Source organism: Deltaproteobacteria bacterium PRO3, from assembly GCA_030263375.1.
Taxonomy (GTDB): domain Bacteria; phylum UBA10199; class UBA10199; order DSSB01; family DSSB01; genus DSSB01.
The window spans coordinates 1-12465 of record SZOV01000095.1 but is presented as its reverse complement, the minus strand read 5'-3'; the positions used below and the strand labels follow the sequence as shown (position 1 = coordinate 12465).

10 protein-coding genes are annotated in these 12465 nt (G+C 64.4%); 5 read left to right on the top strand and 5 right to left on the bottom strand.

From position 1 onward, the window contains the following. Nucleotides 1–80: 80 nt before the first annotated feature. Complete coding sequence (locus tag FBR05_12650; protein MDL1873028.1) at nt 81–1730, bottom strand: methylmalonyl-CoA mutase; 1650 nt, start codon at nt 1728–1730, stop codon at nt 81–83. A gap of 142 nt (nt 1731–1872) precedes the next feature. Here FBR05_12650 and FBR05_12645 point away from each other — a divergent pair, with 142 nt between their 5' ends. Further along, the gene (locus FBR05_12645) at nt 1873–2457 is read left to right on the top strand and encodes a YceI family protein (GenBank protein MDL1873027.1); all 585 of its coding nucleotides are present in this window, start codon (nt 1873–1875) and stop codon (nt 2455–2457) included. A 282-nt stretch (nt 2458–2739) separates the two neighbouring features. After that, nucleotides 2740–3069, top strand: a complete 330-nt coding sequence (locus FBR05_12640) for a hypothetical protein (GenBank protein ID MDL1873026.1) — start codon at nt 2740–2742, stop codon at nt 3067–3069. Between the two features lie 64 nt (nt 3070–3133). On the opposite strand, the gene FBR05_12635 is transcribed toward FBR05_12640, so the two are convergent. The 4 genes from FBR05_12635 to FBR05_12620 all read right to left on the bottom strand — a co-directional run bounded on the left by FBR05_12635 (nt 3134) and on the right by FBR05_12620 (nt 7346). Next, a complete protein-coding gene (locus tag FBR05_12635; protein MDL1873025.1) occupies nt 3134–4282 on the bottom strand; it encodes an acyl-CoA dehydrogenase in 1149 nt (382 codons plus the stop codon). Nucleotides 4283–4358: 76 nt separating this feature from the next. Then, the gene (locus tag FBR05_12630; GenBank protein ID MDL1873024.1) at nt 4359–5141 is read right to left on the bottom strand and encodes a hypothetical protein; all 783 of its coding nucleotides are present in this window, start codon (nt 5139–5141) and stop codon (nt 4359–4361) included. An 84-nt stretch (nt 5142–5225) separates the two neighbouring features. Beyond that, entirely contained in the window at nt 5226–6077 is an 852-nt protein-coding gene (locus tag FBR05_12625) for a 3-hydroxybutyryl-CoA dehydrogenase (protein MDL1873023.1), read from the bottom strand. 78 nt (nt 6078–6155) lie between these two features. Beyond that, a complete protein-coding gene (locus FBR05_12620) occupies nt 6156–7346 on the bottom strand; it encodes an acetyl-CoA C-acetyltransferase (protein ID MDL1873022.1) in 1191 nt (396 codons plus the stop codon). Here FBR05_12620 and FBR05_12615 point away from each other — a divergent pair. The 3 genes from FBR05_12615 to FBR05_12605 are packed head-to-tail and all read left to right on the top strand — an operon-like array spanning nt 7345 to nt 10590. Continuing rightward, the gene (locus FBR05_12615; protein MDL1873021.1) at nt 7345–8322 is read left to right on the top strand and encodes a hypothetical protein; all 978 of its coding nucleotides are present in this window, start codon (nt 7345–7347) and stop codon (nt 8320–8322) included. The genes FBR05_12620 and FBR05_12615 overlap by 2 nt on opposite strands. Further along, nucleotides 8294–9355: a dehypoxanthine futalosine cyclase gene (gene mqnC, locus FBR05_12610; GenBank protein MDL1873020.1), complete on the top strand. Its 1062-nt coding sequence runs from the start codon at nt 8294–8296 to the stop codon at nt 9353–9355. The genes FBR05_12615 and mqnC overlap by 29 nt, the downstream gene beginning before the upstream one ends. Nucleotides 9356–9390: 35 nt before the next feature. Next, nucleotides 9391–10590: a hypothetical protein gene (locus tag FBR05_12605; protein ID MDL1873019.1), complete on the top strand. Its 1200-nt coding sequence runs from the start codon at nt 9391–9393 to the stop codon at nt 10588–10590. Nucleotides 10591–12465 lie beyond the last annotated feature (1875 nt).

Sequence of the window (12465 nt, the reverse complement as noted above, 5' to 3'; positions counted from 1 at the left end):
AGGGCCAGGTGCACCGCGAAAAAGATTGGAATTGGGGCGGCAGCGGGCAATTCGGCTGGGTCACGCGCTTTTAAAAAATCCTACAAAATGCATGGGTCGTGGTACTCGCCCCAGACCTCGCGCAGCGTGCCCATGATCTCGCCCACGCTGGCGTAAACTCTCACCGCGTCGAGGATCAGCGGCATCAGATTTTCACGGCCCTGCGCCGCCGCACGGATGCGCTCGAGACAAGACTGCACCTTCGCGGCGTCGCGCAAGGCCTTCACCTTGCGCAGGTTCTCGATCTGGGTGCGTTCGACCGCGGCGTCGATCTTCAATATCTCCAGCGGCTTTTCGTCCTCGGACAGGAAGTCGTTCAAACCGACGATCTTCTCCTCGCCGCTCTCCACCTTGCGCTGGTAGCGGAAGGAGGCCTCGGCGATCTCCTGGATCGGGAAGCCCAGCTCGATCGCGCGCACCATGCCGCCGACCTCGTCGATCCTTCGGATGTAATCGTAAGCCTTTTCTTCAAGGGTATCGGTAAGCGTCTCGACGAAGTAAGAGCCGCCCAAGGGGTCGATCGTCTTGGCGACGCCGCTCTCATGGGCGATGATCTGCTGGGTGCGCAGGGCGATGCGCACCGCCTCGTCGGTGGGCAGGGCCAGGGTCTCGTCCAAGGAATTGGTGTGCAGCGACTGGGTCCCGCCCAGGACGGCCGCCAGGGCCTGCAGGGCCACGCGCACCACGTTGTTGTAGGGCTGTTGTGCGGTGAGGCTCACCCCCGCGGTCTGGCAATGGAAGCGCATCCGCATCGACTCGGGCTTCTTGGCCCCGAAGCGGTCCCGCATCAGGTGGGCCCACATGCGCCGCGCGGCGCGCATCTTGGCGATCTCCTCGAAGAAGTCGTTGTGCACGTCCCAGAAGAAGCTCAGGCGCGGAGCGAAGTCGTCGACGTTCAGGCCGCGGTCGACGCAGGCCTGCACGTAGGCGATGCCGTCGGCGACGGTGAAGGCCAGCTCCTGCACCGCCGTCGCGCCCGCCTCGCGGATGTGGTAGCCGCTGATGCTGATCGGGTTAAACTTGGGGAGGTGCTTCGTGCAGTACTCGATCGAGTCGACCACCAAGCGCATCGAGGGTTGGGGCGGGAAGACGTAGGAATTCTGCGCGATGTATTCCTTCAGGATGTCGTTCTGAATGGTCCCGCTGATCTTTTCCATCGGGACGCCCTGCTTTTCAGCCACCGCGATGTACATGCAGAGCAGGACCGAGGCCGGGGGATTGATCGTCATCGAGGTCGTCACCTTGTCGAGGGGGATGCCGTCGAAGAGGACCTCCATGTCGCGCAGCGTGTCCACCGCGACGCCGCAGACGCCCACCTCGCCCCGCGCGCGCGGCGAATCGGAGTCGTAGCCCATCAGCGTCGGAAAGTGAAAGGCGGTGCTCAGGCCAGTCTGGCCATGCTCGATCAGGTAGTGAAAGCGGCGGTTGGTCTGCTCGGGGGTGCCGAAGCCGGCGAACTGCCGCATCGTCCAGAGCCGCCCGCGGTACATCGTGGGATAGACGCCGCGCGTATAGGGAAACTCCCCGGGCTTCCCGAGCTTTTTTTCCGGATCGAACTCCTTGAGGTCTTCCGCCTCGTAGCGCTCTTTCAGGGGAATGCCGGAGAGAGTGCTGAAACCCGCGGGGCGCTCGGCGGCGGAACGGCGCGGTTCGCGGGCGGGGCTGGGATTTCGCTGGGTCTTGAGGGCCATACCCCATTTCAAGCCCACGCGCCGTCCAAAGTCAACTGCTTCACTTTTGCCGGCCGGGGGGTATATAAGAGAAAATTCCGCCGGGTAAAACCAGCCCTTTGTCCCCGGCGTACCCAGTGCACACCCTAATTCGGAGGAACCTATGAAACGCCTTTTGCTCACCCTTGCCCTCGTGATCGGCCTCCCCGGCCTGGCCGCCGCCGCGGAGACCTACCAACTCGACGTCCAACAAAGCCAGATCGAATGGGTCGGCAAGAAGGTGACCGGCCAGCACAACGGCCTCGTCACCCTCAAAGGCGGCCAAGTCACCCTCGACGGCCAGAAGGTCACCGGCGGCGACTTCAAGATCGACATGAAGAGCATCAAGGTCCTCGACCTGACCGATCCCGCCGCCAACCAGAAGCTGACCAACCACCTCAACTCCGACGACTTCTTCTCCACCGCCAGCCACCCCGAGAGCGTCTTCAAGATCACCTCGGTGAAGGACTTGGGGGGAGGCAAGGCCGAGATCACCGGCGACCTGACGATCAAGGGCATCACTAAGCCCGTCACCTTTCCCGCCGAGCTGAGCTTCCAAGGCGACAAGATCAAGGCCACCGGCACCTTGAAGCTGGATCGCACCTTGTGGAACATCCGCTACGGCTCGGGGAAGTTCTTCCAAGGCCTCGGGGATAAGCTCATCTATGACGAATTCGAGCTCAAGCTTAATTTGTACGCGAAGAAATAATTCGGTGCGACCGGTGCGGGGGGCGCGGGGGTATTCCCCTCCGGCTTTTCCGAAACTCGCGGTCTATTATAGGGTCGTGCAGAACGCCTTAATACTGCTTGTGAGAGTAACGATTTAAGGACGCTCAGACAGTCGGAAAAGCCTCCGCGGAATACCCCCGCGCCCCCCGCACCGGTCGATCTATTATATTCGTTATTTTGCGGCCTCAGGGATTCCTGAGGCCGTTTTTCTTTGCCTTTTGCTTGCGATTCGTTTGAAATCTCGGCGAAGCGAGGACCCTCGATGAAAACACGCCTCTTCGCCCTTCTTACCTTGGCCCTGTTGGCCTCCTGCACCCCAATGTCCCAGCCCGAAGGCGGACGTGCAGTTCCTCCGCCGCACAGCGACGACAAGGTCATCGGCCGCAACCCGGACGGCAAGACCCTCTACCAAGGCGAACGCGGAGGCCGTTACTACTTCAGCGATTCGGGAAACAAGGTGTATATCGACACGCCCGACGACAAGATGGTCGGAAAGACGAAAGACGGACGCTTCATCTATCAGGGGCCGCGCGGCGGGATGTACTATTACAACGAGCGCGGGGAAAAGACCTACATCCAGCTTAATTATTAGATAGAAGCTAGAGAACTCTATCCGGCGCCAAGCCGAATTCCGGCGAATCCGCCCCTATTCTCGGCTATTGGATTTCTTTAATAACGTGCCGACAGATCACGAGGCGCTGGATCTCACTGGTCCCCTCGTAGATCTCGGTGATCTTGGCGTCGCGGTAGTGGCGCTCGACGGGATAATCTTTGATGTAGCCGTAGCCGCCGTGGATCTGGATCGCCTTGTCGGTCACCCGCATCGCGGTCTCGGAGGCGAAGAGCTTGGCCATCGAGGCCTCCTTGCCGAAGGGCTGGCCCTGATCCTTCAGCCAGGCCGCGCGGTGCACCAGCAGGCGCGAGGCGTCGATGTCGGTCGCCATGTCGGCCAGGTAGCCCTCGATCGCGCCGAATTCGTAGATCTTCTTGCCGAAGGCCTCGCGCTCGGTGGAGTACTTGCGCGCCGCCTCGTAGGCCGCCCGGGCTATCCCCAAGGCCTGCGTCCCGATGCCGATGCGGCCGCTGTCGAGCGTGCTCATCGCGATCGTGAAGCCTTGCCCCACCTGCCCCAGCAGGTTGGCCGCCGGTACCTCGCAGTTGTCGAGGACGATCTCGGAAGTCGAGGAGGCGCAGATGCCGAGCTTCTTCTCGACCTTGCCGACCGCGAAACCCGGAAAGTTTTTCTCGACGATGAAGGCCGAGATACCCTTGTGGCGCTTCTCCTTGTCGTTCATCGCGTAGACGATCATCGCGTCGGCGTGCGGGCCGTTGGTGATGAAGTTCTTGCGCCCGTTCAGGATCCACTTGTCGCCCTTCTGCACGGCGGTGGTCTGCTGGTTGGCGGCGTCGGAGCCGGTCCCCGGCTCGGAGAGCGCGTAGGCCCCCAGCTTCTGCCCGGAGGCGAAGGGCTTGAGGTACTTCTCTTTCTGCGCGTCGGTGCCGAACTTCAGGATGGGCCCGCAGTACAGGGAGTTGTTGACCGACATGGTGACCGAGGTCGAGGCACAGGCCGCGGAGATCTCTTCCAGGGCCAGGACGTAGGCCAGGGTGTCGAGGCCGGAGCCGCCCCATTCGGTCGGGACCATCATGCCCAGCAGGCCCAGCTCGGCCATCTTCGGCAGGTGGCGGCTGGGGAACTCGCCCTTTTGGTCCATCTCGGCCGCGGTGGGCGCGACTTCCTTTTGGGCGAAGGCGCGGGCCATGTCGCGGATCATCTTGTGTTCTTCGTTGAGTGAAAAATCCATAATCTGTCGTAGGGGCGAACCTTGTGTTCGCCCTCTTCCTCCGTGCAAAGGGGCGAACACAAGGTTCGCCCCTACATTACTTTCCTTTAAATTCAGCCTTGCGCTTGTCCAAGAAGGCCGTCACGCCCTCCGTGCGGTCCTCGGTGGCGAAGACCAACGGAAACACCGCCCGCTCCACCGCCAGACCGCTGCCGATATCGAGATCCGCGCCGTCGTTGACCGCGCGCTTGGCGAGCTCGATCGCCACGGGTCCCTTGGACATGATCTCTTTGGCGGTGACCTCGACATCCTTCAAGACTTCGGTCGCGCCGCAGACCTTGTTGACCAGGCCGATCTCGAAGGCCTCCTTGGCCGAGATCATCCGAGCGGTGAAGATCAGCTCTTTCGCGCGATTCTTCCCGATCAGCCGAGCCAGGCGCTGAGTACCGCCAAAGCCGGGGAAGATGCCCAAATTGACCTCGGGGAGGCCCAGCTTGGCGTTTTCGGAGGCGTAGATGAAATCGCAGGACAGCGCCAGCTCGAGCCCTCCTCCCAGGGCGAAGCCGTTGACCGCGGCGATGACCGGGCGACGGCAGGTCTCGATCATCCGCATGACGTGGTGGCCCAGGTCGCAGAATTCCTTCGCCTGCAGCGGGGTCATCTCTTTCATCGCGGCGATGTCGGCGCCGGCGACGAAGGCCTTCTCGCCCTCGCCGGTGATCACGACCACCTTGGCCTCGGGGTTGCGGTTCACCTCGTGCATCACGTTCAGAAGATCGAGCAGCACTTCCCCGTTGAGAGCGTTGAGGGCCTTGGGACGATTCACTTTGATGGTGAAGATTCCGTCCTTCGATTCGGTGAGAAGATTCTTGTATTCCATGCGAGATCGCCTTTCCAATGTAGGGGCGAACCTTGTGTTCGCCCTCCCCGCGGCCGGGGCGAACACAAGGTTCGCCCCTACGATTTATGAATACTTGTAGAAGCCGCGCCCGGTCTTCCGCCCGTACCAACCCGCCTCGACGTACTTCCGCAGCAGCGGACAGGCGCGGTATTTGGTGTCGCCGAACTCTTTATACATGACGTCCAGGACCGCCAAGAGCGTGTCCAAGCCGACGAAGTCGCAGAGCTCGAGCGGTCCCATCGGGTGATTGAGGCCCATCTTGACCGCCGCATCGATGTCCTCGGCGCTGCCGACGCCCTCGTAGAGGGTGAAGACGGCCTCGTTGAGGAAGGGCAGCAGGGTCCGGTTGACGATAAAGGCGGCGGAGTCCTTGGCCGTGACGACCTTCTTGCCCAGCTTCTCGCCGACCGCGCAGACCTCTTGATAGGTCGCGTCGTCGGTCTGCACCGCGCGGATCACCTCGAGCAGCTTCATCACCGGCACCGGGTTGAAGAAGTGCATGCCGATCACCTTCTCGGGGCGCTTGGTGACGGCCGCGAGGCGCGTGATCGAGATCGAGCTGGTGTTGGTTGCCAGGATGGCCTGCGGACCGCATTTAGCGTCCAGCTCGCGGAAGAGCTTTTCCTTGGCGGGGACGTCCTCGGTGATCGCCTCGATGATCAGGTCGACCTTGGCGTAGTCGGCGAGGTTGCAGGTCCAGCTCAGGCGCTTGAGGGCGGCGTTCTTGTCGTCCTCGCTCAGCTTGCCCTTCTCGACCAGCTTCGCAAGCTGCTTCTGCACCGTCGCGCCCGCCTTCTCGTTGTGCTGGGGCGACTGGTCGCAGGCTAAGACCTCGTAGCCGGCCAGGATCGCGACCTGCACGATCCCGCTGCCCATCTGTCCAACTCCGATGACACCGATTTTTTGCACCGCCATTAGGATCTCCTTCTTGTAGGGGCCGTTCGCGAACGGCCCCCAGCGGGAACCGAACGCCGATTAAAATTCAAAATAGGATTAAAGGCTCTCGACGATCAGCGCCACGCCCTCGCCGCCGCCGATGCAGAGGCTGGCCAGGCCGCGCTTCGCGTTGCGCCGCTTCATGCCGTAGAGCAGGGTCACCAAAATGCGCGCGCCGCTGGCGCCGATCGGGTGGCCCAAGGCCACCGCGCCGCCCCACACGTTCACCTTGTCGGCCGGGATGCCGATCTTTTTGTTGTTGGCGACCGCGACCACGGCGAAGGCCTCGTTGACCTCCCAAAGGTCGATGTCGGCGGCCGTCAGGTTGGCGCGCTTCAAGGCGCGCTGCATGGCCTCGGCCGGGGCCATCGTAAACCACTCGGGGGCGATGGAGGCCTGGTCTTGGGCGACGATCTTGGCGAGCGGCTTCAGGCCCAGCTCTTTGGCCTTCTTGGCGCTCATCACCACCAGGGCGGCCGCGCCGTCGTTGATCGAGCTGGCGTTGCCGGCGGTGACCGTCCCCTCTTTATGGAAGGCGGGGTTGAGCTTGCCCAATTTGGAGATGTCGCCCTTCCCCGGCTCCTCGTCGGTGTCGACCAAAATGGGATCACCCTTGCGCTGAGGCACGGGCACCGGGACGATCTCGTCCTTGAAGATGCCGTCCTTCACCGCGGCCAGGGCGCGGCGGTAGCTTTCGGCGGCGAAGGCGTCCTGCTCCTCGCGGCTGACCTTGTGCTCTTTCGCGCACATCTCGGCGGCGCTGCCCATATGAAACTGGTTGTAGACGTCCCAGAGCCCGTCGTTGACCATGGTGTCGATCACCTGCGCATTGCCCATGCGCAGGCCTTCGCGGGCCTTCGGCAGCGCGTAAGGCGCCAGGCTCATGCTCTCCATGCCGCCGGCGACCACGACGTCGCGATCGCCCGCGCGGATCATTTGGTCCGCGAGCATCACGGCCTTCAGCCCCGAACCGCAGACCTTGCCGATGGTCAGGGCCCCGGTCTCCTTGGGGAGGCCCGAAAAAATCACCGCCTGCCGGGCCGGGGCCTGTCCTTCCGCCGCGGTGAGGACGTTGCCCATGATCACCTCTTCGACCAGCTCGCCCTTGATCCCGGCGCGCTTCACCGCCTCTTGGATGGCGACGGCGCCGAGCTTGGGGGCCGGTACCGAGGCCAAAGAGCCCAAAAAGCTGCCGATGGGCGTGCGCGCCGCACTGACGATGACGGAATAATTTTCAGGATTGGACATGGAAAACACCTCCAAGAGTGGCTTGATCGCCGCGTTTGACGATAAAGCGGCCCGGCGGTTTAAAGCAAGATCGCAAAATCAAGTCAACCTATATTCACGCCCGGAACGGCCTTCCACCGCCCCGATAAGCCCCGATATTCCTTCGCCAAATTTATTTCCTAGCGCCCGGGAGACGGTTGACGAAAGGGGGCGGGGCAGGCATAAGGGGCGCATCATGCCGAGCCTCGGAAGCGTCCCCTATCTGAATGCGCTGCCTTTGTTGGAAGGTTTAGAGGCCGCGACCCAAACACCGATCGTCTTCGACAGGCCGGCCCGCCTCCACGAGCGGGTGCTGCGCGGCGAGATCGACGTCGCCCTGCTGCCGGTCATTTCTTATCTAGAATGCCCCGACCTGCGCCTGATCCCCGGCACCGGCATCGTCTCCCACGGCGAGGTGCGCAGCGTGAAGGCCTTCCACGACAAAAAGGGCGTCACCCTCGCCAACTGCGCCCGCATCCACCTGGACACCGACTCCAAGACCAGCCGCCGGCTGCTCAAGCTGCTGCTGCTTAAAAAGTACGACCGCGACCTGGCCGAGATCGACTTCGTCGAAGAGGCCCGAGACGCCGACACCATCCTCCAGATCGGCGACAAGGCCCTCGAGAAGAGCCACTTCGGCAACGCCAGCGACCTCGGCGCCGAATGGCAAGAGCTGACCGGCCTCCCCTTCGTCTACGCCTGCTGGATGAGCCGGGTGCCCATCACCCAGGAGCTGCTCACCCACCTGCACAACGCCAAGATGATGGGAAAGCAGTCCCTCGAGGACATCGCCGCCCGGCAAAAATTGATTCCCCCCGACGAGGCCTTGAGCTATCTGACCCAAAACATCCAGTACGACGTCGAGGGCCCCGAGCTGGTCGGCCTCAAGATGTTCTTCGACTGGGTCGTCGAGCTGGAGAACCAAAACTATGACACTTCCCTCCGCTTTGTTGCATAAGCTCGAAGCGCGCGAGCGCCTCGACGACGAGGACGCCCTCGCGCTGTTCCGCCACGGCGACCTGCTCACCCTGGGCCATTACGCCAACCAAGCCAACCTGGCCAAAAACGGCGACACCGTCGGTTACGTCATCGACCGCAACCTCAATTACACCAATGTCTGCGTGCTGCGATGCAAGTTCTGCGCCTTCCGCCGCGACAAGGGCGCGGAGGGCAGCTGGGAGCTGAGCCACGAGGAGGTCGATGCCAAGATCGAAGAATTGATCGCCAACGGCGGGACGCAGATCCTGATGCAGGGCGGCCACCACCCCGATTTCAAGCTCGACTACTACGTCAACCTGGTGGCCCACATCAAAGCCAAGTACCCGCAGATCACCGTGCACGCCTTCTCGCCGCCCGAGCTGCACCACGTCGCCCACCTCTGCAAGCTCTCCTATAAAGAAGTGCTCTCCGTCCTGAAGGCCGCGGGCCTCGACAGCATCCCCGGCGGCGGCGCCGAGATCCTCAACGACAAGATCCGCCAAAAGATCTCCTCCGGAAAATGCACCAGCGAGGCCTGGCTCAAGATCTGCGAGACCGCGCACGAGCTGGGCATCCAAGGCTCGGCGACGATGATGTTCGGCCACGTCGAGACCGTCGAGGACCGCGTCGCCCACCTGCGCCAACTCCGCGACCTGCAGGACCGCACCGGCGGCTTCTTCGCCTTCATCCCCTGGACCTATGTCCCCGGCAACTCGCCGATGGGCGGCGAGTCGGTGGGCGGCCACGAGTATCTCAAGACCCTCGCGATCTCGCGCCTCTACATGGACAACTTCCAAAACATCCAGATCTCCTGGCTGACCCAGGGCATCAAGGTGGCCCAGATCGCGATGCAGTTCGGCGGCAACGACATGGGCTCGACCCTGCTGGAGGAAAACGTCGTCCGCTCCACCGGAGTCCCCAACCGTACCAGCGTCGACGAGCTGCGGCGCGTGGTGGCCGAGAGCGGCAAGGTCCCGCGGCAGCGCGACACCTTTTACAATTACCTTCACTAAAACCGGCAAAGCGTGAAAGTACCGTTCCTGCACCGATGCTTCTCTACGCCTCACACCTCCTGAACCCCGGCCGGGCGCCGGTCGCCGAGGCCGCCCTCTGGATCCAGGGCGACCGCATCCGCTACGCGGGCCCGCGCGCCGGCCTGCCGGAGGAAGCCAAGAAAGAAAGACAGAGCCTCGACCTGGGCGAGGCCGTCGTCGTGCCGGGCTTAGTCGACGCCCACGCCCACCTCGAGCTGACGGCCTTGAAGGGGCTTCCGTATCCGGGGGACTTCGTCGGCTGGATACGGGCGGTCTTGGTGGCCAAGCAGGCCCTCGAGCCGCAGCGTCAGGACCAGGAAATGCACGAAGGCGTCCTGCGCCTGCTACGCGGCGGGGCCACCTGCGTGGGCGACCATTTGAGCGTCGCCTCCAACCCCGAGGCCCTGCTGCGCTCGCCGCTTCGGGGCAAGGCCTTCGTCGAGGTCCTGGGCGTGGTCCCCGAGGTCGCCGCCGACATGGCGCAGGCCGCCGAGCTCTTCGCCGAGCAGTGGGGCCGCGTGCCCTCGCGCCTCGAGATCGTCCCCAGCCCGCACTCGGTCCACGCGTTGGCGCCGGAGGTGCTTAAGCGCCTGCTGGAAGATCCCTCGCGAGTCCACTCCGTTCACCTGGCCGAGAGCGAGGCGGAGCGCCGTTACTTCGCGGACAAATGCGGGGAGCTGCACGACTTCATCGCCGAACGGGGCAGCCCGCTGCGCCGCGAGGCGGAGAGTTCCATCGCCGAGCTCGAGGCCGCGGGCGTGCTGGACGCCCGCATCCTGGCGGTGCACGGCAATTACCTCAGCGACGCTGAGATCCGTCTCCTCGCCTCGCGGGGGATCAGCCTGGTGCACTGTCCCTTCTCCCACCAATATTTCGGGCATCGCCCCTTCCCGATGGCGGCCTGCCGCGCGGCCGGCTTGAACGTCGCCCTCGGCACGGACAGCCTGGCCAGCGCGAAGACCCTCTCGATGTTCGAGGTGCTGCGCAAGATTCGCGCGAATTTCCCGGAATTGGGCCGAGACGAGATCTTCGTCATGGCGACGCTCGGCGGCGCGAAGGCCCTGAGGCTGGAGGCCGAGATCGGCTCGCTCGAGGCCGGAAAAAAGGCGGACCTGATCGCGGTGAGCGCGGCGGAAACGCCTTTGGATTCGGTCTTCGCCGCCAAGCGGGTCGACTTCGCGATGATCGACGGTGAGATCCTGACGGGATTTTAACGACGGTGGAACAGGCGCCGCAGGACCTCGCTCCAAGAACCTCGGCTTGGACCTTCCTTGCCCGCGGAGCCCGCTAGGCCCTCAAGACTCTCGAAACCGGTCAACATGGCCGACTCGGACATCCCGGCGCCGCGCTCGTTGCGGTCGGCCACGGCCTCGTATTCCTCCCGCGAGACCCGGCGCAGCTCTGACAGGCTGCGAAAGTTCGCGCTCGGCCCGAAGGCCCTCGCTTGGGTGGCGAGGAGGAAGACCCTCCCCTCCAACATCGCCGCGAGGGCCCGGTGGTGGCCGTCCAAGAGGAACCAGCGGCCCGTCCGCGGGTGGAAGCCCACTTGCGCGGGCTTGGCGAAATCGACGCGGTCGCGGACTTGTCCGCGGTACTCCGCGAGCCTGCCCTCCGAGACCACTTCCTGATTGGTCACCAAGTCCGTCAGCCGAACATAGGCCAGGGGTTGTTCCATGGCGTCTCGCCGGTCCGGGAGGCGCAAGACGGCCCCGGCGCTCACCGCCAACTCCGGGAGCGTGGAGGGCGCGCTCATGCCGCGGGGCAGCTCCAAGGCGGGGAGAGGCTGGGCCTCCGCGCGCAGGTATTCCGCATAGGCGTCGCGGCTACGGACTTCGGCGAAGAGGCGTTCCTGCATCTCCTGCAACCAACGCAGTCCCTCCATTCCCGAGACCTTCATATTCCTGGAATAAAAGGATCGCAGGGGGTGCAGGCTCCCAAAAAATTCGGAGAGGCCTGCGGTCGGCGCGCGCTCCAGCCACTCGGCCTCTTCGTTCCAGCGCAGGGCCCGGGCGCTTTCCGGGTCCGCGGAGGCCGCCCGCTGACGCAGGTCGAGGATCCGGCGGCGCAGCTCCTCCCGAAGGCTCTCGCGCAGCTCGGGAGGACTCGAAGGAACCTTTCCGCTCCCCCGCGGCCCCTCGGGGCCGCTCATCATATAGACCGGGGCCTCCCGAGTCGGGGAAGAGGAAGGCCGGCCCGCAGCGGCAAGCAACGGACGGGGGACCCAAGCATCGAGCCAGGGAAGCGGCCGCGGAGCTATCGGAGCGGGAGGCGAAAGGCCCAGCGAGTCCGCGCGCAGGTCGAGACCGTGCTCCCAGGCGGCGAAGCGCGGCCCGAAGGCGTGGCGGCTCAATCGGCCAGCGACGTTAAATTGCAAGAGGGTCGCGAGGGAATCGGCCAGGGTGGCCGCGGCGCCGGAGGCCGGGCGAAGACCGGCCTCGACCTCGAGGGCGTGGCCGAGCATTATCCCGGAAAGCATGCCGCCTTGCTGAAACAAAGTCCGCAGGGGCCGTTCGCGAACGGCCCCTACAGGCGCCGCGAAGCGGGAATAAGCCGCGCCCGAAATCCACCCCGCGAATCTCAAAGCCCCCAACACCAAATATCCCGAGGCCGTATCCCGCGCCAAGGCCCCGAGGCAAAGCTCCGGCTCCCGCCCCATGGCCCGCCCCGCCAGGCGCGAGGCCAGCGTGAAGGCTGGCGCCTCTACCGCGAAGCCGGCGGCCCCGGCGAGGGCCTGCGCTCCGAGGCCGCGAGTCAAGACGCTCGCCGTCGGCGTCGCGGAGAGCCGCGCCAGCGTCACGAACCGCGTCGCGCGAAACAAGGCCCCGGCCGCGCCCATCGCGGCGATCGCCGCGGGATCGGCGGCGCCTTGCGCCAAACGCCGCAGCATCCATTCGGATCGGGCGCCGAAGGAACCGCGGCCGGACAAAAGCTCCAGCCGCTCCTCCGCCCGTCTCCGGAGACCCGGAAGGTCTGCCGTCTCCCGAGCCCGTATGAGACCGGCATAAAGCTCCGCGGCCCGGACCGTATCGCCGGCCTCCTCCAAGGAATGCCCGAGGCGGAGCAGCCCTTCGCCGAAGAGCTCCGGATCG